This is a genomic window from Pseudomonas sp. C2.3V, from assembly GCF_058536325.1.
Genome location: NZ_JBZUBN010000001.1, coordinates 2400439 through 2421139, shown reverse-complemented (window position 1 = coordinate 2421139; position 20701 = coordinate 2400439). Strand labels below are relative to the sequence as shown.

The following is a 20701-nucleotide window of genomic DNA, read 5'->3' as shown; positions in this document are numbered from 1 at the left end:
GGTTTGAGCGGAGCTAAATGATCAGCTGTGTGCCATGCACAGCTAATCCCGCGCAGGTGTCCAACCCCCTCCCAGCGCCTGGTAGAGCGAAATGACATTGTTCAGCTGGCTCTCGCGCACCTGTACGGCCGCCAGATCCAGATTGAAGAGGTTACGTTGGGCATCGAGCTCATCAAGGTATGAGGAGTAACCGCTGCGATAGCGATCCCGGGCGATTTCAAGCGAACGTGCCAGCGTACGTCGGCGTGCCTGGATACGATCAATCTGCTCGGCATACAGCGTGACGCCTGACAGCGCGTTTTCAACGTCGGCAAACGCATTCAGCGCTGCGGCCCGATACGCATAAGCGGCCTGATTACGCTGAGCGGTAGCGATATTGACCTGGGCTTCGAGTCGACCCGCTGTAAAAATCGGAGCAAGGATGCTGGCGCCCAGGCTCCAGACCTTGACCGGATCGTAGTTCAGCGAATTGATGTAAAGCCGGCCGACGCTGCCGGACAGTTGTACCTGCGGAAGAAACTCATCACGTCGGGCCTCCAGGGTGAGATCACTGGCAGCCAGCTGCTGTTCGGCACGTGCGACATCCGGCCGTCTGCGCAGCAACTCCGATGGCAATACACCGGGAACGTGGGGCGGGTGTACGTCCTGAAAGTGCAGCCCACGGTCCACTGGGGCCGGCAGAGCGCCCGTCAGCACCTGAATGGCATTTTCTTGTCGGCGAATGGCCTGTTGAAGCTGCGGAATCATTTGCATGGCGGCCTCATATTCGGACTGGGCCTGCGTCAACTCCAATTCTGACGTGTAGCCCTCACCGGCGCGATCCTCTGCGACCTTGAGCGCCCCAAGGCGAGACTCGGCTGTCTCACGGGTAACCTGCAGCTGAGCATCCAGTGAGAGAAGGGTGATGTATGCCCGTGCGGTCGTGCTGGCCACGGTGAGAAGAACAGCATCCCGATCGGTCTGGCTGGCCTGATATTGGAGCCGTGCGGCCTGTTCGAGAGTACGCAGGCGCCCCCATACATCCAGCTCATACGCAATCTGTACCTGTGGCTGAGCCGAACGGGTATGGGTGATACCCAGCGTGCCGAGATTGCGGTTGGTTTGTGTGGCAACCGAGGCATTTATCGAAGGAAACAGGGCCGAACGTGCCAGTGCAATCTGCTCGCGAGCCGCATCGACGCGGGAAATAGCAGCTAACACGTCAGTGTTGTGCTCAAGCGCGGTTTCTACCAAGCGAGTCAACCGGGGATCGTTAAAGTTGCGCCACCAATCGCTTCGAACGGCACTTGCCGGCTCACTCGCTGCACGCCACTGCCCAGGAGGCTGTATGGCAGCTTCGGGCGGTAGCGGTTTCTTGGGTGGCACACAAGCGGCCAGGCTTACCGCCAGGGCCAATAGCAAAGGATGGAATCGAACATCCCTCATGGTGCAGCGCTCCGTTGCGCTACAGGTCGTTCTGTCTGGCTGGTCGCTGGGGTCGCATCCGTATCAATATGGGTAACAACAGACATGCCTGGCCTTAGCCGCTGCGCCAAGGGTTGGTTAGGATCAATGGTGATCCGCACAGGGATGCGCTGTACCACCTTGGTGAAATTACCCGTGGCGTTGTCTGGGCGAAGAATGCTGAACTCCGAGCCGGTTGCAGGCGCCAACCGCTCGACACGGCCGGTAAGCTCTGCGCCGTCCAAGGCATCGACGTTGAAGCGGACCGGCTGACCAATCGCCATGTTGTGTGTCTGCGTTTCCTTATAGTTGGCTACCACCCAGACCAGATCCGGTACTAGGTAGAGGAGTTGCGAGCCTGCCGTCACGTACTGCCCGAGGCGTACGGATACTTCGCTGAGCTGTCCTTCCCGTGGCGCCTTGATCAAAGTATTGTCGAGGTCGATCTGTGCCAGATGCAGCGCCGCTTCCGCCATCTGTACCTGAGCTTCCAGGCTTCCGCGTGACACGCGAGTCGCCTTTACGTTTTCCTCGGCAATATTGATGGCCGCTTGTGCCTGCTTGACCTGAGCGGCGGCGGCCCTGGCCGAAGCGCGTGTCTGATCACGCTCGCGCAGGGAAACCGAGCCTCGGGAGGCGAGTTCGTTGACACGACGCTCATCGGCTCGTGCGCGATCCAGTTCGGCCTGCACCGACAGCAGTTCCGCCCGGCGCGACGCCAGTGTGGCCTGGTTGGAGGCCAGGGTTTGTATGGAGTTCGCAAGATCCGCCTGCCGGGCTGCCAGCTGTGCCTGGTTTTGCTCAACACGCTGGCGATAGATTCGGTCGTCGATCCGAACCAGCAGTTGCCCCTGCTTTACATGCTCGAAGTCCTGTACGAGTACCTCGGCTACATAACCATTCACCTGAGGGGCCATGACGGTAATCTGTCCCCGGACGTAGGCATTGTTGGTTGTCACGATGCCACTGGTAAACGGCCACAGCTGCCACGCATAGAGAATCGTCAGGACGCCTGCCAGCGCTACCACCAGCATGATGATGACCGTCATCCGTGACGGTTTGATCACTTTGGGCGGCCCAGGATTTGTCGCTCCGGCGTCCGGTACGGAAGCTGCCTGTTCGGTTTGAGGCGGCGTTTTTTCAGCTTCGCTTGAGCCCTTGCGCTCGTCATCAGGTAATGGTTTTTCGTCGCTCATGGCGTCTCACGTAGCAGCGTTATTAGAGGAGTTGGCTTGTGCCCGTTCCGCCTTTCTTCGCCGATAGGACAGGCGCAGGGTATGAAACAGTGACCAGCTCAGGAAGGTGATCGATACGAAGCCGATCAGCCGAAAGACATCGTTGAAGGCCAGCACATGTGCCTCTCGTGTGGCGGCCTGGCTGAGTTGGGAGGTGCCTAGCGCCTGTTGCAGGGTAGGGTCGGTCTGCACCGGGGCATAAACCTGACTTTGAAGCTGCAGGCGCTGCACCACCAGTGGGTCGGTACGGTTGACGTTCTCGATCAGGTGACTGGAATGGTATTTCTCTCGCACCGTCTCGAATGTTCCAAACAGAGCCGGGCCGGCCAATCCACCCAGGCTTTGCGTAAAGGAAAACAACACGGTAAAGCTGACGATATAGGTCGGACCGTTCTGCAGGGCACGCAAGAAGCCGATCATCATCAGCGGACCCAGGAACATGCCACTGGCAAAAGCCAGAATACCCTGGCTGACAAACAGGTCCTGCGGGCGTGTCTGGTTTGTCGAGTCGGTATCCATGAAGCTGGCGATACCGATCAATACAATCGAAACCAGAATCTGAGGGATCATCGTTTTCGGGCTGAACACCAGAGCACTGACGGCAATCCCCGCCACGATGCCGGCAAGAATCACTGCAAAAAGCGGTTGTAACTGATCGGCTGTAAGCCCTAGGGTTTGCAGCAGACCCACTGCGCCATAATTCTGTTCGGACAGGATAAAGCGCAGCATGATCGCCCCGAAGGCAAAGCGCAGCATCTCGGAGGTGCCAAGCCAGCGAGTCTGGAGCAGGGGATTGCGTCGATGGTGCTCAATGGCGACCGCAATGATGATCAATACGAGGGCGGCTGCCAATGAAAACCCCATCCAGGGCTGCGTCAGCCACCATTGAATGCGCCCCTGTGCCAGGACGGCGGCAATCATGGCAAGGGCAGGGCCAAGCAGGGCAAATGTCAGAAAGTCCAGTCGCTCGAACGCCTTGATGCGTATGCCTGGGGGTAGCTTGAGCAAGGTGATGGCCGCGAGTGAGCACAGCGCCATGCCGGCCTCGAAGATATACAGGCGATGCCACTCGCCCAGATCCCTGAGCGCGGGCGAGAGCAGCCAAGCCAGAGGCGTTGCCAACTGGGAGATGCCAACGCCAATGACCAAACCTTTGCCTACCTGAGCCTTCCGAAACGCCTGGAGCATATACAGCGTACCCAGGGTTGTGATCGTCGCGCCAGCAAAGCCACTGGCGGCCCGGACCAGCACCGCCATGGGAAAGTTGTTGGCAAACACATGGGCAATCGTGAATACGGCATACAGCGTCAGCCCGATCTCGGCAAAGCGGCGAAGCCCGTATTGCTGGCGAAACTTCACGAGAATCAGGTTGGCTGACACGTTTACCATCAGAAAGGCTGCAGGCAGCCAGGCACCCTGGGTGGGTGTCAGACCCAGATCACCTTGGATGTAGGGAAGGTTCACGCTGATCAGCGCATTACCGAGGCCGCCTGTCAGGCCCAGCAGCACAGACACCAGCGCGTAGGCAAGGCGTACCGGTGGGGCATGCAGTGGCGTAGCCGGAGAGCCCGGCATCGAGGGCCGCTCGTGCGGCTCCCAATTGGGCAGGGGTTCCAGATATTTATCGGGCACAGCAGATAGGCGCCTTATTGAATCCTTGAGAAGTGCCAGTCACTGTTTAATCAATGATGGCAATGGATTCGTCCATAAGGCGCCGCAACAGTTCAGCCTGACGGGCAAGGAAGTCGTGATTACGAAAAAGCCCAACCAGACTTTTAGTCAACGCAGGCCATGCTCAAACGCATGGCCTAGCTGCTCCCTCTGATCATCCGGCCAGTGATGTAGGATATTCACCACGGATGTATTGCTCCAGTTGCAGAATCAGCCCGTCCTGCTCAGCAATCGTTTCCTTCACGATATCGCCAATGGAAAGCAGACCGATCAGCTGATCATTGTCGATCACCGGTAAGTGGCGCAGATGGCGATCCGTCATGAGCGACATGCACTCACGAATGCTCTCCCGAGGCGTCACCGTGATCACAGCACGGGTCATGATTTCCCGAACAGCGGTTCCTATGGAGGAGCGGCCCTGTAATACGCCTTTGCGCGCATAGTCGCGCTCGCTGATGATACCGACCAGCTTACCGTCTTCGGTAACGGGCAGGGCACCCACATTTTTCTCGGCCATGACTTTAAGCGCATCAAGCACCGTAACGTTTGGGGTGATCGTAAACACACCCTGGCTTTGCTTGGCTCTAAGGATATCCGCTACCGTCTTCATATCATTCCTCCCTTGCTGGCAAATCAATAGGACGAAAATAACCCGACCTGTCCGGCCGTCACCAAACAACGTAATCCATGGGTACGATTAAAATTTTCAAGCACGAGCATGGCCTATGCCTTACTCGGAGCCGAACTGCGCAATCAGTTCTTCTCCAGTCAGGGTGCGGGTATTGTTGGCAAAGCAGTAGAAAGCTGGTTTTTCTTCTATGAAAACCTGCAGCGCAAATGTCCAGTCATCCGGGTCATCAAACAACCCAACCGGGACGGCATGAAAGTCGCCGTGTTTTAACCGGTAAAACAGGTGAGTACCACATCGGCGACAAAAGCCTCGCTCAGCCCACTCTGATGACTCGTAGACGTGAACATTCTCCTCTCCTGTCAATTGGGGAGGGAGCGTGCTTTCGACAACCATCAGTGGGCCGCCACCCCATCGCCGACATATGGAGCAATGACAAGCGCTGACAGATGTTTTTTCCAGACTGACAGTTACGTGCACCGCGCTGCACAAGCAGCGTCCTTGTCTCTCGACCCGAGCAGCCATAGCCATCCCGCCTTTCGCTGAGTGGAATGAGAAGCGTAGTCGAAAATCGGCGATTAAAAGGAAAAAAGAGGGTAGGGCGACGTTTTGTCTCTATTGGGGGGCTTTTCAACGTAGAGTCGTCAGCAGGCTCTCTTTAAGCTCTGCCAAGTATGAAAGGCAGCCCGACTCATTCACCGTAAGGCGTGGTGCCTTTCTATTACTCGGTTCATCACTTTTCGTACGCTGCGCCAATGCCCTGGCGACGTACATAACGGGCCCGAAGCGTATCGTAAATCCAGTTGAAGCATACCGAATAAGGCAGGAAAAACAGGATCAGTCCGATATCGAGCACTAGCGCCTGGAGCAGGCTGATTGAAAGCCACCACGCTGCCAACGGAACCAGCAAGACCACTAGGCCAGCCTCAAAAAGACAGCCGTGAATCAGGCGGACGGCAAAGCTGCGTTTGAATCCCAAGCGGTTCTGCGCACGGTCAAACAATAAGTTGAAAATCATGTTCCACAACATGGCTATGGTCGAAAACATAAGCGTCAACACGCCGATCTGTGCCATGGGTTTGCCCATAGCCCAGGCAATCACAGGCGCACAGAGGCCCAGGGCAATCAGCTCGAAGGCCAGCGCATGACCTGCCCGCTCCCAAAAACTGCGATCAGGTGATGAGGTAGAAGACATTGAAAAGCTCGCTTAGGGATAAATTTAATGATCTATTATCATCGGTTTAACCAATAACCGAAAATTAGCTGGTATCGCTTAGACCGATATGAATCTTTCAATAGAAGCACTCGAGTCGTTTGTTCATGCCGCATCCAGTGGCTCGTTCAGCGCGGCAGCGAGGGCGCTTGGTAAAAGCCAGTCGACCATCAGTGAAACCATTGCCCGCATTGAAATAGAACTGGACGTTGAGCTCTTTGTTCGTGGCGCTCGCCAGCTGACATTGACCGAGCCTGGGCGCAGCTTGTTGGGGTATGCGCTGGAGACGCTATCGGCGATAGACCGATTGAAGCGTCACGCGGCTACCTTGGGCCGCGGGCAGGAAGCCAAGCTGACACTGGTACTGTCGGATACCTACCAGCAGAGCCAATATGAAGCGCGTCTTCACGAATTGGACCAGCGCTATCCTGATCTGGAGTTCGAGTGCTTTTTTGCCGAACAGGCCGATGTGCTGGATCTGGTCAGTCAAGGCCGCGCCAACCTGGGGCTATTGGCCGCTCAACCGGAATACGGGCCGGACATTGCGCATTCCCGGCTGCCTTACTATTCCTCCTTTGGTCTTTTTGTCAGCCAAGGTCATGCCCTTACGCAGAAAGCGGTAGTTGAACCTCAAGACCTTGCTCACTACCGCATGCTGCGTCTGAGCAGTGTTGTCAGCAGCGATTTGGATGACGCGACCTTGCCTGCACACAGTACGCGATGCTGGTCGACTCCAGACTACCTGTTGTTGCTGGAAATGGCGGCGTTGGGCTTTGGGTGGGCCGCATTACCCAAGGGGTTGGTCGAGTCCCATGCACAGGGGCGGGTGCATGAGTTGGTCATGAATGGCTGGCCCAAGCAGGTATCGGTGGATGTGGTGTGGTCACGTAAACAGCCGCTTGGTCCTGCTGCAGCCTGGCTGCTTGAGCGTCTTACACAAACGAATAGATCTTGAAGGATGCGTACTACTCAGACAGCCGCAAAGAGGAGGGGCATCCAGTAAATCAATCAAAAGAATACAGCGGATCGTAACCTGCCAGTTATCGGCAGAGGGTTCGCTCATCGGCTAAACGAGAACTGTTTGAGGGATGTAATGGACAGAGTAAGTAAGCCGGCTTACGAACTATCCCATTTATAGCCTTCATGAGGGAAAGCCCATGAGCGATCTTGAACTCACTGCACAAATCATCCGCTCGCTGATGAAAGAGCTACGGGCAGCACGTGATCATGACAGTCAGCAACTGATTGTCAGGCAGTTGCATCGTTTGACCGATCATCTGACTACTGAGAATCGTTATGAAATCAGTCGAATCCTGGCCAAGTCAGAGGCTTACGCCGCTTAATCGCACTGTACCGTTTTGTCAGTCGCTTTGTTCGCGCTGAACATGAGTATCGCTAGCACAACACCACGAGGGTGTGCCTGTCCCCAGGCGGGACGGCCACCTCTCAGCTAGGTACATTTCAGGACCAATCTGGCTGCGCGGTATGGCTCCAGTTCATCAACTCATGACGCATCGTCCAGTCCGGCTTTTAATCGTGCTGGCCCAACCTCTGCTCTTCCAATCGTCTGAGCCTTGAAGCGGTTGTGTTAACCTGTAGCTATCGGCAAGGTTGTGTTTGACCACATGTATCAAAAAATTTCGTTGCGCCGCAGCGTCTTTGTAGGGCTGATGATATGATTGCGTCTGGATAGCACAACATATCTTCATGGAGCTTTTATGCCGATCAAGGAACTGATCCTGGCCAGCCTTTTGGCTGTGGCCGTTATTCCTGCCGCTTATTCTGCCAATCCACAGCCTGAACCCGTCAGCGCCGCGCCTGCTACGTCAAACGCTCAAGAGCTGGCGGTGGATAGGTTCCTCAAGTCGCTGAACTTCAAGACGGGCAAGATCGTCCTGAATGGCAATCTTGCAACGCTTGATCTGCCTAAAGAGTTCGTCTTTCTGAACAGTAAGGATGCCGAGCGTGTACTGGAAGCTTGGGGCAATCCTCCCAGCCAGAACCCGCCCATGGGGATGGTGATGCTTGCCGGCATTTCGCCGTTCGAGCGCGAGTCATGGGGCATGACGGTCTATTACGAAAAAAGCGGCTACGTATCTGATGAGGATGCGGCTGACATCGACTATGCCGACCTGCTGAAGGACATGCAGCAGGATGTTCGCGATGGCAACAAAGCGCGTCAAGAACAAGGATATGAGCCGCTTGAGCTGGTAGGCTGGGCTGCTGCGCCGCGTTACGACAAGGAAGGCAAAAAGCTCTATTGGGCTCAAGAGCTCAAGCTGGGCAATGATACCGAGCATGGCCTCAACTACGATATCCGCGTACTGGGCCGTAAAGGCGTACTGGTGCTGAGTTTCATCGCTGGTATGGATCAGCTGCCTCAAATCCAGAAAAGCGCACCTGCCGTCCTGGCAATGACCAACTTCAATGAAGGTAACCGTTACGCCGATTTCAATCCTGACATCGACAAAGTGGCAGCTTATGGCATAGGCGCACTGATTGCAGGCAAGGCGGCGGCCAAGTTGGGAATTCTGGCTGGAGCGCTATTACTGTTCAAGAAGCTGTGGATGCTACCCATGCTTCTGATTGGTTGGATATTCAACCGGTTTCGGGGTAAGAAAAAGAGCGAGCCCGTAGCGCCGACTCCGGTCATGAATGAACCTGAGACCCCAGCCAGGACTGTCATGGACATGAACAGCTCCGAGACAGACGACAAGAAGTAACGCTTAACCTATCCGCCGGATCGGATTCCTGGTCTGGCTGTAGCGTGGCTGGCCATCAAGCAGTCAACGCAATTTCCCTGAATCTATTGAATGACCTACCAGCCAGCAGAACATCCTGCTGGCTGAGTATCGCCGCGCATGCAGTCCGGTGAGTCAATGAAAACAAGAAACGTTGCGCCCTGTTTAATGGTCACTTTGTTCTGCTTGATAGGTTGCACCCATACCTTTGAAGCAAAAGGTAAGACGCAGGTCTATGAAGAGGTTTTTCCGACAGACTTTGATAATGCGCATAAAAATCGGCTAAGAACAGGCCCTGCTACCATCCTGTTCGGGCCAACGCCCTGGTGGTACACCTCCATAACGATTGACGGCTGGGACTTTTCGCTCAGCGCGAAGGTGTACCGTGATGCCTATCTCGGTCAGTCATTCACCGTGTCTGAAGAAGAGAGCACGTTACCTTACAATTTGAAGGTGAGTTGGACGCGCCACAACACCCATCTTTTCGAACAGGAAGACCAGGTAGGCTGTACCACTTCAGGCATCTGCTCCCATGAGGTCACTCTACTGGAGTGTAAATCCGGCAAATCCCATTCAAGCGGAAGCAAGGGCTATCACAGGCATGAAGATGATGAGCGTTGCGATAAAAAGACCCGTTACGAAGCAGGCTTTTATTCCAACTGTCCAGGCATAAGGACCGATTTAAATCGGTATAAGACATCCAACTATACCGTTACGGTCGACTTTATGGATTCGAAGAGACCACAAATAAAGCTAGGCCAGTTCACTGGCGAAACGCAGTATATGGCGGACTCTATCGAAACCCTGTGTGAAGGCCACTGCTTCTTGTAGCAAGACAGCCCCGCATTAGAGCGTGTCCGCTAATAAGCTATCGTGAGAACTACATTGAGCCGATGAATCAGGTCTTTTGGAACGCCTGATGATATTGTGGGTCGATGTTACTAAGCGTATCATTTGTGTTACTTAGTTTCCCATCTAAGCTCTGCAGTTCTTTCTGAATAACATATACGCCATACGCGGCCAGTGATGCTGCGGGTTGGTGTGTTGTCGTTTCGGGTCTAGTGGCATTGGATGGCTAAGCTTCAGGCAGGCAGTTCCTAAACTGCCGGACCAAGACTCATCCTGTAAACCAGAAGATTAGATAGTGCTGATGAATACCTCTGTTGATTCACGCGGCGGTGCCTGGCTTGGCGTAATTGCGCTGGCGCTGGCAGCCTTTATCTTCAATACCACTGAATTCGTACCGGTGGCGCTGCTTAGTGACATCGGCAAAACCTTCGAGATGTCACCAGCTCAGGTGGGCATCATGCTGACCATCTATGCCTGGGTCGTGGCGCTCATTTCGCTCCCCATGATGCTGTTCACGCGTAATATCGAGCGGCGGCGGCTGCTGATTCTGGTTTTTGCAGTATTCGTTGCCAGTCATATCCTGTCGGGCTTCGCCTGGAGCTTCACTGTATTGATTGTGAGCCGTATCGGCATCGCCATTGCACATGCGGTCTTCTGGTCCATCACGGCGTCGCTGGCTGTACGCATTGCTCCTGAGGGCAAGCAGACGCAGGCTTTGAGCCTTTTGGCAACCGGTACGTGTCTTGCCATGGTCCTGGGTATTCCGCTAGGGCGGGTGTTGGGAGAAACCCTGGGATGGCGGGCAACTTTCGTGGCGATTGCGGTCTTTGCTACCGGTATAGTGATCTGGCTGGCCAGGGCATTACCGTTGCTGCCAAGCCATAATTCCGGTTCCCTGAGCAGCTTGCCCGTGCTCTTCAAGCGGCCTGCCCTAGTCTGTATCTATATCCTGACAGTGCTCGTGGTAACGGCCCATTTCACAGGTTATAGCTACATTGAGCCCTTCGCTCAGGAGATCGCCCATCTGAGTGGAAACATGACAACGGTTCTGCTGCTCCTGTTTGGTGGCGCTGGTGTCATAGGCTCCGTCCTGTTCAGCCGGTACAGCATCATGTATCCCAATGGCTTTCTGATCTCGGCTATCGCGGGTATCACTATTTCTCTGCTGGTACTGCTGCCGTTCGCCCAGCATGCCTATCTCCTGGGCGGATTGAGTGTTGTCTGGGGCGTTGCCATCATGTGTTTTGGTCTTGCCTTGCAGGCCAAAGTGCTGGCGTTGGCCAAGGATGCCACCGATGTGGCGATGGCTCTGTTCTCAGGTATCTACAATATTGGGATCGGCGGAGGGGCCTTGATGGGAAGCGTCGTAGGGACACAACTCGGGCTCACCCAAATCGGTGTTGTAGGCGGTCTGCTGGCATTTGCCGGTTTGGCGTTCTGCTACATCATGACACTCAAGTTTTCCAAGCAGCTCAACGCCAATCCGCTATAAACAAGTGATGTGCCGAGGTGCCTGCTGGCTCTCGGCACATCACTGCTAACGGCCACGCGCCGAGCGAGACGCGCGTCTTCCTTCTGCTTCTCCCTGCTTTTCACGTCCGCTCTGATTCCCTCGTCCCAGGCTTGAACGACGAGGGCGTTTGCGCCTGGAAAGCTCACGTGTAATGGCTTCGTTCAGCAAGGTGCGGTGCTCTTCACCACGCTCGATGTCCGGGAAATATTCCGGCAATGTACGTGCAAGGTGCAGGTAGGTCTCCACGATATGCAGCGAGCTTTCCAGCGTTGCAAGATCTGATTCGAGAATCAGGCGTGGCAGCTCAATGACCTTTTCTTGGGCAACCTTTTTCAACCAGTGTTGTGCAAAGGTGCTGGCAGGGCTTTCCAGGCCTCCCCGAATAGGAGTGCAGGCGAAAATCCAGCGTAGCCAGAGGGGAATGCGTGGATCATCGATTGCCTTGATCCAGTCAGCCAGCTCATCGGGCAATACAGATACAAACGCATCGCCATAATTGATGTTTCGGTTGAACGTCAGCCACGCTCTGAGCAGGCTGGGTTCATTCATCAGCTCGGAAATGGCTTTCAGGTGATCGATAGAAGGCCGCACCTGAAACTGAGACAAGTCTACTGGCTTGTCGGGACTGTTGAACAACCGTTTGATGGACTTGAGTACGTGGGGCTCCAAGGCAGTGATGACGCCTTCGTCATGATGGCCAAAGCGTCCGGCGCGCCCGCCAATCTGCTTGACCTCTTGCACGTTGAGCTGCCGCACCTGAATGCCGTCAAACTTTTCATCCGTGTAAAAGCACAGGGTATGGGCCGGTAGGTTAAGGCCCATGCCCACCGCATCGGTTGCTACCATGATGTCTGCTTCACCTTCGCGAAACCGGCGTGCCTGTTCGCGCCTTACCTCTGGAGACAAGGCACCGTAAACCACCGAAACCGTTTTGCCCGTCATTTCCAGCATTGCTTTGAGATCCAGCACCGTACGACGGCTGAAAGCCACCAGCATCGATCCGGGCTCCAGGTTCTTCAGGCTGGTGGAGTGTCTCGAAACCTCGACAGGGGAGAGCCGCTTGGTGCGCTTGATGATCAGGCGGTCTTCGCACAAGTCGCATAGCGTTTTCAGTGACGGCTCGATCAGCGGCGGTCCAGTCATGATCAACTCAGGCGTATAGGCGCTGACGAGCGCGTCTACCCAGGCCCAGCCTCGCTGTGAGTCGGCCATCATCTGCACTTCATCCACCACGACCACATCCCAGCGCTTCTGGCGAAAGCGTGCAAACTCTTCAACCGTGCAGCAAAAATGCGTCGCACCTTCCCGGATAATTTCTTCTTCACCGGTTACAAGCGAGCAAGGAATGCCCATGGACTCGATGCGCTCCTGATTTTCCAGGGCCATCAGGCGCAGCGGTGAAAGGTAGATACCGTGGGTAACCGAAGTCATCGCTTCTATGGACTGGTGCGTTTTGCCACTGTTGGTAGGGCCGAGTAGGGCAATCCACTTACGCGTTAATTGGCGAGCCGGATACAGCTTGTGATAATGCAAAAAGCGCGGATCGTTCTGCAGGAGCGTAGCGAAGGCCATTTTCTCCTTGTAGTTACGCAACGTACTACGAATCGTCTTGCGCAGCCGACCGGTGTCTTGCATGAACAGCTCTGTCAATCGATGCTGACCCAGTTGCAGCAGGTCAAAGTCGCCAGCTTCTTCAAGGACCATATTGAACTTGGCCAGAACTTCCTGCCGGTCTTCATCCTTCAGGGTCTGGACTTCTTCCTTGCTGAGAATATGGCTTTGGTTTGCCGGTATCCGGCGCTGTATATCCAATGCCAGATCGCCGTGGCGCAACTCAACTACAAAGCGCAGCTCATGGCGAACCTCATTGATGATCTCGACCGCATGTTCCAGAAAGTCATCAATACGTGAAAGCTCCGGCCGTAGCCGCTCAAGCACTTCCGGTCGATCGTCTTCGCTCATCTCCCTGAACGGGCGCTCCAGGATGCGTAGCCGCTCCTGCACATAATGCTCCATAGCTTGCCGAGCCTGATCCTCGAATGCCTCATGAGAATCACTGTCTTCCAGGCGTAACGTCCACTCTGGCTCGATCAAGAGCTGTACTGAACCCAACGAGACGATCTTTTCAGCGCCAAAAATATCAATAAGGCACCTATAGTCGCTGCTGTCGCGTAACAAGATACGCCCTAGCAACCGCTCTGGATCAGGCTCATCCATAGTCGCCTCGATGGTGCCGGCATCTAGCCCTAACCAGAAACCCTTAGCGGCACGACCCAGGTTGGGAATGGCATACCCAATATAGGGCTTGTACCACTCTTCCTGATGATGCTTCTTGGGGATGAAATCGGGATACCGCCCGGTTGCCCACTCAATAAACCGCTTGAGACGTTCAAGGCGGAGCGCTTTACGCTGTCTATAGTCACCTTTAGGCATTGCAGGGACTTCCCGAAAATCAGTGAGTTATGACGTTAGGACAAGATTGTGCGGTCTTTGGTCGTTTCATGCGACTGATGGAGGGCTGAGAAAGAGAGCAAGCAACTGAGCAACCCATCACAAATGTGATGTTAGGGTGCCATCTTCAAGAACGGTTCAGCTATCGCTGCGCTCAAACCTTTGTATGCAGTAAGACCTGATCCAGCCAGTGCTTTTGCTTTCCAAAAACTAAGGGTTGCCTGAATAGATGCACGCCGCGATTGGATAACCAGGCGCAGCATTTACAGGCAGACCAATAATAAAGAAGGGTTCAAGCATGCTTATCGATTCAAAACGTTTGCTGCTGTTCTTCTCTCTGCTGGTGGGTTGCGTGGCCTGCCAGGATAAAAAAGCGGAGGCCGTTCCAATCAAGGAGGCGAAGCAAGCGCCCAAGCCATTCGAGCAGAAGGGTAAAGCTTCATACTACTCCCAGAAGTTTCATGGCAGAGAGACGGCTAGCGGTGAGACATTCAATAACAATACGCTGGTTGCTGCCCATAAAACGCTTCCTCTAGGTTCCAAGGTGCGTGTCACCAACCTGGAAAACAACAAACAGGTGGTGGTGCGGATTACCGACCGGGGCCCCTTTATCCGTGGCCGCATTATCGACTTGTCTCGCGCGGCGGCTAAGCGGGTCGATCTTGTAGAAGACGGCACAGGGCCAGTCAAGATCGAGCGAATTGATTAAAACTCAGAGGTGTAGGACCTAGGGCATTTGCTCAAAGAAAGCCTTAAGCAAACGCCCTCAAAACTGTATTCAAATGTCAGCGCAGCGCTTTAATTGCAGCGCCCAAGAATGCATAGGTCTCCATTTCCTGCTTATCCATTTCGGGTTTAGGCCAAGCGCTCCACACCACGGCAACGACACCTTCCTTACGGTTGATATACAAGAACTGCCCAAAGATCCCTTGTGCCTCGAACGCTCCGCCCTCATGGCCGGGCAGGGCGTGGGTGCCTACAGGGAATGTCCACCATTGATAACCATAACCCAAGGGATACTCGCCCTCGTATAGCTTTCCGGGAGCCAGATAGGATGCTGGGTCTACACGAGTCGCCTGATCAATCCAGCCCGCCGGCAGGATACGCTCACCGTTGATCACACCATCATTGAGAATGAATTGCCCAAAACGACCATAATCCCTCAAGGTAGCCGAGAAGCCGCTGCTGCCGATTTCCTGGCCTGCTCTCGCGTCGAGCTGCCAAAAGGCGTCGCGCTCCATACCCATACGTGCCCAGATACGCTCGGAGAGATAGTCACTCGTAGTCATGCCCGTTACGGCATGAACCAACTCACTCTGAAGGTGCGACTCACCGGTGCTGTACTTGAAGGCTGTACCGGGCGCCGAGGCACGCTTGAGTCCTGACAATTGCTTTAACAATTCGCCGGGCTTATTAGCGAGCTGAAGCTCAAACATTCGACGCCGATCCGACGTGGGATCACGATAGGTTTCGTTCCAGGCAGCCCCTGAACTCATCTGCAATACCTGCTCTATCGTCACGTTGTCATAGGCGCCACCCGATAGTTGTGGCAGATAACGTGCAATAGGCTCCTTCACACTCTTGATTCGCCCCTGTTGTACCGCCGCTCCAACAAGGGAAGAGGAGATGGATTTCACTACGCTGAATGACGTCCAGCGCGTCTCTTCTGTATTTCCCAGGCCGTACCGCTCAAGAGCGATTCTGTCGTTCTTGATGATCAACAACCCACCCACGTGATTGCGTTGCATGAACTCATCAACACCCAGCGTGCCATCATCCGTTTGGTAGTGCACATTGATCTCGTGCTGGCGTGGCAGCGGATAAACTGCCGGACCGCGGTGTACCTCACGCGTGAAGAAGAGCTGATCCATATGCCGATACGTTCCGGGCTGGTAAGCCGGCGGTAAATCATAAAGATCTTGAGCGCGCCCGATTAGTTCGTGTTTGGACGTTTGGGTATCGGCCTGTGGCGTAGAGCAGCCCGCCATAAAAAGGGCAAGAAGGGAGAGGGCGGCAGTCTTTGGAGTAATTGTCATGACTAGTCTCGCAGTCAGCATGGATTAGGCCCGTGTAAAGCATAGCGGTTGTAGCTGCTTGCTAAGAACTGACCACAAGCGGGGCGGTTCCTGAGAAAGGATGACCAAAGCCGTAGGATAGGTTGAGCGGAGCGATATCCATCTCCGTTAAACAGGACCATCCTTGTATAATTGATTAAGTAAGTTTTAGATGCGACGCAGGGTGATATGCCGGAGGAACATAGCACTCGGATCTATAACTTCACCTGCTATTGTTAGGGCCGATATCTGAATTGGGCCGCTTGCACAGAGACGTAACGTTGAACAGTACGTACGATTATTATCAGAAACATGCTGCACAGTTTTTCGCTGAAACCGCCGAAGTCGATATGCATGAGTTACACATGCAATTTCTCGCCCGAATCCCGGCTGGTGGTTACATACTCGATGCTGGCTGTGGCTCTGGACGAGATGCCAAAGCCTTCATGCAACTGGGCTACCAAGTATCGGCTTTTGATGCCTCGCCGGTGTTAGCGGACCTCGCCAGCAATTATTTAGGGCAACCGGTACAGGTGCTTCGCTTCTCTCAGTTCAGTGAAGTCCAGGTTTATGACGGCATCTGGGCTTGCGCCAGCTTATTACATGTTCCACAGATAAAGATGCCCCAAGCGCTAGTTAATCTCTGGCGTGGACTGAAACCGGGTGGAACTTTCTATTGCAGTTTCAAACTTGGACGGGGCGAGCGGGAGCAGGGTGGACGACGCTTTACAGATGCTGACGAGGAACAACTACGTGAGTGGCTGGCTACTGTGGACGATGTTGCTGACATCAAGATCTGGCATACCCGCGATCAGCGCCCTGGTCGTGATGAGCAATGGATAAACCTGTTGGCTTGCCGCGCTGAGGCACCTAGGCAGCGCCTAGTCACAGGCGGCCAAGACCATTTTCTGCCGCACTTGCTCGCCGCTATCAATAGTGCAAGAAAGATCGATATGGCCGTTGCATTCGTCATGACGGGCGGGCTGGATCTGCTGATTGATGACCTGCACGTCAAGCTTCAACCCGCAGGTGAGCATGAGGCAGCGTTTATGCCTGCGCGTATACGTATCCTTACCAGTGATTACTTCGATGTAACGGATGTGGAGGCTCTGCGTCGATTGATGCTGCTGCAGGACGCTGGTGCCGAAGTACGCGTTTATGAATGCAAAGGACCGCACAGCTTCCATTTGAAGGCATACCTATTCGTGACGCAGGACGACCCGAATAACGTGCACGGTCAGGCTTTTATTGGCTCTAGCAACATCAGCCGTAAGGCATTACGTGATGGCCTAGAGTGGAACTATCGCATCGACTATCCTGGCGATAATGGATTTCTCGAAGCCCGTGACCGCTTCGAAACGTTATTCGCTGATCCACGTTCTAAGCCGCTAACGCACGCCTGGATTGATGCTTATGAGGCGCGGCGCAAGAAGCCGCCTACTCTAGCGCCCATCGGCGTGGAAGAGGAGATCAAGCCACCTCCTACCCCAACATCAATACAAAATGAGGCGTTGGCCGCGCTCGATAAAACCCGTGCAGAAGGCTATCAGCGCGGATTAGTCGTTCTTGCGACCGGTTTAGGCAAAACCTGGCTTGCTGCGTTCGACGCCAGGCAGTTCGGCGCTAAACGTGTGTTGTTTGTGGCGCACCGAGAGGAAATTCTGCACCAAGCAGCCGAAACCTTCGTACGTATTCGTCCCGGTTTACGTGTGGATTACTACATGGGCCGGCAGCGGGATGTGGAAGTCGAGGTGCTTTGCGCATCGATCCAGACGCTAGGACGTAACGAGCACCTGCAGCGCTTCTCGCCGCGCCATTTCGATTACATCGTAGTGGATGAATTTCACCACGCCGCCGCGCCTACTTACCGGCATTTGCTTAACCATTTCTTACCGGCCTTTTTGCTCGGGCTCACCGCCACTCCAGATCGCACCGATTGTTCAGACATACTCTCGTTATGCGATGACAACTTGGTTTTCCAGACGGATTTATTCCATGGTATCCAGGCGCGCTTGCTCGTGCCGTTCCGCTACTACGGTATCTTCGATGAAGACGTGGACTATCAGTCCATACCCTGGCGCAATGGGCGTTTCGATCCTGAGCAACTGGCTAGCCGGCTCGCTACGCTCGGACGGGCCCGTCACGCTTTACGCACGTGGCGTCAGTATGCACAGAAGCGCACATTGGCATTCTGCATCTCCATTCGCCATGCTGAGTTTATGGCCGAGCAGTTTCGCAAGGCGGGCATTCAAGCTGCTGCTGTATACGCTGGTTCAGAGCTCGCTCGAGGGGAGGCCCTAGAGCAACTAAGCGATGGTCGCTTGGCGGCAATCTTTTCAGTTGATTTCTTCAACGAAGGCGTCGACTTGCCTGCTATCGACACTGTCATGATGCTAAGGCCAACCGAGTCTAAGATTCTCTTTCTCCAGCAACTAGGTCGAGGATTGCGTCGGGCCAAAGGTAAAGACCATTTGGTGGTGCTGGACTTCATCGGCAACCACCAGAGCTTTTTACACAAACCACAGGCGCTTATGGGGCGGAGTATGACCCATCGGCAGTTAGCCGATTATGCTCGTGCGGCCCAGTCGCAACAGCTGGAACTGCCCGAAGGCTGCTTTGTAAACTATGACTTGCAGCTGATCGACTTCCTCAAGTCGCTGGATGGTGACGGTATTCAAGGTCACTACCTGGCCTTGCGCGAAAGCCTCAATCGCCGACCAACGCTTACTGAGTTCTATCGCGCGGGTGCCAGTCTGCAACAGATGCGCAAGCAGTACGGCAATTGGTTTGCACTAGTAGCAGCCCAAGGCGACCTAGACAGCAAGCAACTTGTAATGGTCGAGACGCATAAGGTCTTCCTGCGTGAGCTGGAAACCACGGCGATGACTAAAAGCTTCAAGATGATCCTGTTGGAAGCTTTCCAAGAGCTGGATGGCTGGCAGCTACCGCCTACCGAGGCAGACCTTGCCGAACGTTCCTGGACGGTGCTGCAGCGCCGCCGCACGTTCTTGAGCGACTTGCCTGCAGAATTGGCTAGGCTTGCTAACGGTAGCGATCACGCATGGTTGCGCTATTGGCAAGCCAACCCCATCAATGCCTGGATCAGTGGTAACAAAAGTAAAGCTGATGCTTTCTTTAAAGTACATGAAAGTCGCTTTCAGCCACGTTTTAGCGTTGTAGCTGATGATCGAGAAACCTTTACCGATCTGGTACAAGAGGTACTTGATTGTCGCTTGGCACAATACACGGCTCGCCAGTCTGGACCGCTGGCACCTGTCATCCCGCTGCGAAAAGAAGAGCCAGTCGGTACTGAGTTGCCATTCTTCCCTAATCTAAAAATTGCATGCGGCCATTTCAAAACGGGTCATGTCGATAGCGAAGAGTATCGTCGTATTGGTGAAGGCTTCGGCCATCTGGACCCGACCCGGCACTTCATCGCCCGCGCGTCTGGTAATTCTATGAATGGTGGGAAGCGACCCATCTTCGATGGGGATTATCTGTTGCTGGAACACATGGACTCGAAGTCAGCAGGCAGCATCACTGGCTCAACTTTGGCTATCGAGCGCCAGGACGGGACCGGTGACAACCAGTACCTCTTGCGTGTGATCCTCAAGGAAAAGGACGGCAGCTATACATTACGCGCTAACAACTCGGATTATGCTGATATATCGGTAACGGAAGAACTGCGCGAACAACTGCGTACATTCGCTCGGCTTAAAGCAGTGCTAGATCCGTTGGAAATGGCGATGGGTCAGCGTTTTTTGCGCGAGGATATTCCTGCGCTGTTCAATGTCACGTTCAACCCAGGCAACTGGAATGTTGGCCACGTCGTGCTACCTGAACAGAAGGCTCACGTATTGCTCGTAACGCTGAATAAGCAGGGCAAAGCCGAGGAGCATAAATACCTGGATCATTGGGTCGATCAGCACACTTTTCATTGGCAAAGCCAGAACGCGACCACGCCTCAAAGCAAGAAAGGCAAGGAGCTAATTGAGCATGAGCGACTGGGAATCGATATCCATCTTTTTGTGCGGGAGCATAAGCTGGAGGCTGGAAAAGCGGCACCTTTTATTTATTACGGGAAGGTACGGTATTTACGGCACGAGGGGAGTGGGCCAATGAGTGTTGTGTTTAGAGTAGGGTAAGTTAGCGTGGCATGTACGGTGGAAACCAGCCAAGCCTTTTCCACCGTTGCTGCTGGACAGCTAGTTTAAACAGGCAGGCCGACTGGCCATAAAAAATAAGGACCAAATTTAGTGCTCATACGGAATTCGCCGCCTGCTTCCTTTCCTTTTTCGGTCAAGTAGTTTTTGCCATCACGCAGCTCTAGAAACCCCTCACTTAATAATTTCTCCATAAGCTCAGGTGTTTTCAGTCCCAGCCTTTGTGCTAGTTTCGAGCTAGTCAGTTTGCTTGTACTTTCATCGGCTTCGCTAACAGCCTCGCTATCCTTGGCAACTACCTCTAGAGATATACGTACCTCATCACTAATACGGATAATGCGCTGGGCCTCTTCATAAGCATCTTTATAGAGATCAGCGTCATCTGCACGATTAATCAAAACGCCCATTTCATTGTTATTGACCTGGCTGAACTCATAAAGGTTGAGGCTGGTAATGATGCAGGCTTCTTCATTTAGATAACACTTTGCGTGCAGGTTTTTGCAGAAGCTCGTACGGATGTAGCTTAAACCTTTAAGCCAATTGACTTCTTCCGGCTGCAGTTCGCTTTTTCCGTAAACAATTCGTACGTCTATTTTCAGCCGATCTTTGTCTTCCAATAACTCCTTGATACGTTCGTTTAGTCGCAGAAACGGGCTAATAAGGATTAGTCGATCCTTGGCTGACTTGATCATCTCTTCAAGGTAGTAGTTGGTTGCGCTGGTGTTCAGAAACTTGGCCAC

16 protein-coding genes are annotated in these 20701 nt (G+C 54.1%); 7 read left to right on the top strand and 9 right to left on the bottom strand.

Features of this window, described 5'->3' with window-relative positions:
* Positions 1-42: 42 nt before the first annotated feature.
* The 6 genes from AC4LF3_RS11415 to AC4LF3_RS11390 form a co-directional block, all read right to left on the bottom strand.
* Positions 43-1425 carry an efflux transporter outer membrane subunit gene (locus tag AC4LF3_RS11415; protein ID WP_491835341.1) on the bottom strand — a complete coding sequence of 461 codons (1383 nt, stop codon included), beginning with the start codon at positions 1423-1425 and terminating at the stop codon, positions 43-45.
* The gene (locus tag AC4LF3_RS11410; RefSeq protein WP_074824279.1) at positions 1422-2639 is read right to left on the bottom strand and encodes an HlyD family secretion protein; all 1218 of its coding nucleotides are present in this window, start codon (positions 2637-2639) and stop codon (positions 1422-1424) included. The genes AC4LF3_RS11415 and AC4LF3_RS11410 overlap by 4 nt, the downstream gene beginning before the upstream one ends.
* A gap of 6 nt (positions 2640-2645) precedes the next feature.
* The gene (locus tag AC4LF3_RS11405) at positions 2646-4253 is read right to left on the bottom strand and encodes an MFS transporter (protein ID WP_491836281.1); all 1608 of its coding nucleotides are present in this window, start codon (positions 4251-4253) and stop codon (positions 2646-2648) included.
* Between the two features lie 250 nt (positions 4254-4503).
* Complete coding sequence (locus AC4LF3_RS11400; RefSeq protein WP_010794683.1) at positions 4504-4959, bottom strand: CBS domain-containing protein; 456 nt, start codon at positions 4957-4959, stop codon at positions 4504-4506.
* 120 nt (positions 4960-5079) lie between these two features.
* Entirely contained in the window at positions 5080-5502 is a 423-nt protein-coding gene (locus AC4LF3_RS11395; protein WP_491835340.1) for a GFA family protein, read from the bottom strand.
* Between the two features lie 208 nt (positions 5503-5710).
* A complete protein-coding gene (locus AC4LF3_RS11390; RefSeq protein WP_019367018.1) occupies positions 5711-6172 on the bottom strand; it encodes a multidrug/biocide efflux PACE transporter in 462 nt (153 codons plus the stop codon).
* Positions 6173-6260: 88 nt separating this feature from the next.
* Here AC4LF3_RS11390 and AC4LF3_RS11385 point away from each other — a divergent pair, with 88 nt between their 5' ends.
* The 5 genes from AC4LF3_RS11385 (at position 6261) to AC4LF3_RS11365 (ending at position 11272) form a co-directional block, all read left to right on the top strand.
* Positions 6261-7145, top strand: a complete 885-nt coding sequence (locus tag AC4LF3_RS11385) for a LysR family transcriptional regulator (protein ID WP_019367019.1) — start codon at positions 6261-6263, stop codon at positions 7143-7145.
* Between the two features lie 202 nt (positions 7146-7347).
* Positions 7348-7533 carry a hypothetical protein gene (locus AC4LF3_RS11380; RefSeq protein ID WP_019367020.1) on the top strand — a complete coding sequence of 62 codons (186 nt, stop codon included), beginning with the start codon at positions 7348-7350 and terminating at the stop codon, positions 7531-7533.
* A 375-nt stretch (positions 7534-7908) separates the two neighbouring features.
* A complete protein-coding gene (locus AC4LF3_RS11375) occupies positions 7909-8913 on the top strand; it encodes a DUF2167 domain-containing protein (RefSeq protein WP_491835339.1) in 1005 nt (334 codons plus the stop codon).
* Positions 8914-9069: 156 nt separating this feature from the next.
* A complete protein-coding gene (locus AC4LF3_RS11370) occupies positions 9070-9762 on the top strand; it encodes a hypothetical protein (RefSeq protein ID WP_491835338.1) in 693 nt (230 codons plus the stop codon).
* A gap of 319 nt (positions 9763-10081) precedes the next feature.
* A complete protein-coding gene (locus AC4LF3_RS11365) occupies positions 10082-11272 on the top strand; it encodes a sugar transporter (protein ID WP_312509845.1) in 1191 nt (396 codons plus the stop codon).
* Between the two features lie 45 nt (positions 11273-11317).
* Here the strand turns inward: AC4LF3_RS11365 and AC4LF3_RS11360 are convergent, their stop codons facing one another.
* Positions 11318-13726 carry a helicase-related protein gene (locus tag AC4LF3_RS11360; RefSeq protein WP_491835337.1) on the bottom strand — a complete coding sequence of 803 codons (2409 nt, stop codon included), beginning with the start codon at positions 13724-13726 and terminating at the stop codon, positions 11318-11320.
* A gap of 316 nt (positions 13727-14042) precedes the next feature.
* On the opposite strand from AC4LF3_RS11360, the gene AC4LF3_RS11355 reads away from it, so the two are divergent.
* Positions 14043-14453, top strand: a complete 411-nt coding sequence (locus AC4LF3_RS11355) for a septal ring lytic transglycosylase RlpA family protein (RefSeq protein WP_219653044.1) — start codon at positions 14043-14045, stop codon at positions 14451-14453.
* Positions 14454-14529: 76 nt separating this feature from the next.
* On the opposite strand, the gene AC4LF3_RS11350 is transcribed toward AC4LF3_RS11355, so the two are convergent.
* Entirely contained in the window at positions 14530-15780 is a 1251-nt protein-coding gene (locus AC4LF3_RS11350; protein WP_491835336.1) for a serine hydrolase domain-containing protein, read from the bottom strand.
* 251 nt (positions 15781-16031) lie between these two features.
* Between AC4LF3_RS11350 and AC4LF3_RS11345 the strand changes: the two genes are divergently transcribed.
* Positions 16032-19943 (top strand): DUF3427 domain-containing protein, encoded by a 3912-nt coding sequence (locus AC4LF3_RS11345; protein ID WP_491835335.1) that lies wholly within the window; start codon positions 16032-16034, stop codon positions 19941-19943.
* A gap of 65 nt (positions 19944-20008) precedes the next feature.
* Here AC4LF3_RS11345 and AC4LF3_RS11340 read toward each other — a convergent pair whose 3' ends face one another.
* Positions 20009-20701, bottom strand: a complete 693-nt coding sequence (locus tag AC4LF3_RS11340; RefSeq protein ID WP_491835334.1) for a phospholipase D family protein — start codon at positions 20699-20701, stop codon at positions 20009-20011.

Excerpts from the sequence above, each read along its gene's own strand:
- AC4LF3_RS11415 (WP_491835341.1), bottom strand. The coding sequence starts at position 1,425 with ATGAGGGATGTTCGATTCCATCCTTTGCTATTGGCCCTGGCGGTAAGC.
- AC4LF3_RS11410 (WP_074824279.1), bottom strand. The coding sequence starts at position 2,639 with ATGAGCGACGAAAAACCATTACCTGATGACGAGCGCAAGGGCTCAAGC.
- AC4LF3_RS11405 (WP_491836281.1), bottom strand. The coding sequence starts at position 4,253 with ATGCCGGGCTCTCCGGCTACGCCACTGCATGCCCCACCGGTACGCCTT.
- AC4LF3_RS11400 (WP_010794683.1), bottom strand. The coding sequence starts at position 4,959 with ATGAAGACGGTAGCGGATATCCTTAGAGCCAAGCAAAGCCAGGGTGTG.
- AC4LF3_RS11395 (WP_491835340.1), bottom strand. The coding sequence starts at position 5,502 with ATGGCTGCTCGGGTCGAGAGACAAGGACGCTGCTTGTGCAGCGCGGTG.
- AC4LF3_RS11390 (WP_019367018.1), bottom strand. The coding sequence starts at position 6,172 with ATGTCTTCTACCTCATCACCTGATCGCAGTTTTTGGGAGCGGGCAGGT.
- AC4LF3_RS11385 (WP_019367019.1), top strand. The coding sequence starts at position 6,261 with ATGAATCTTTCAATAGAAGCACTCGAGTCGTTTGTTCATGCCGCATCC.
- AC4LF3_RS11380 (WP_019367020.1), top strand. The coding sequence starts at position 7,348 with ATGAGCGATCTTGAACTCACTGCACAAATCATCCGCTCGCTGATGAAA.
- AC4LF3_RS11375 (WP_491835339.1), top strand. The coding sequence starts at position 7,909 with ATGCCGATCAAGGAACTGATCCTGGCCAGCCTTTTGGCTGTGGCCGTT.
- AC4LF3_RS11370 (WP_491835338.1), top strand. The coding sequence starts at position 9,070 with ATGAAAACAAGAAACGTTGCGCCCTGTTTAATGGTCACTTTGTTCTGC.
- AC4LF3_RS11365 (WP_312509845.1), top strand. The coding sequence starts at position 10,082 with ATGAATACCTCTGTTGATTCACGCGGCGGTGCCTGGCTTGGCGTAATT.
- AC4LF3_RS11360 (WP_491835337.1), bottom strand. The coding sequence starts at position 13,726 with ATGCCTAAAGGTGACTATAGACAGCGTAAAGCGCTCCGCCTTGAACGT.
- AC4LF3_RS11355 (WP_219653044.1), top strand. The coding sequence starts at position 14,043 with ATGCTTATCGATTCAAAACGTTTGCTGCTGTTCTTCTCTCTGCTGGTG.
- AC4LF3_RS11350 (WP_491835336.1), bottom strand. The coding sequence starts at position 15,780 with ATGACAATTACTCCAAAGACTGCCGCCCTCTCCCTTCTTGCCCTTTTT.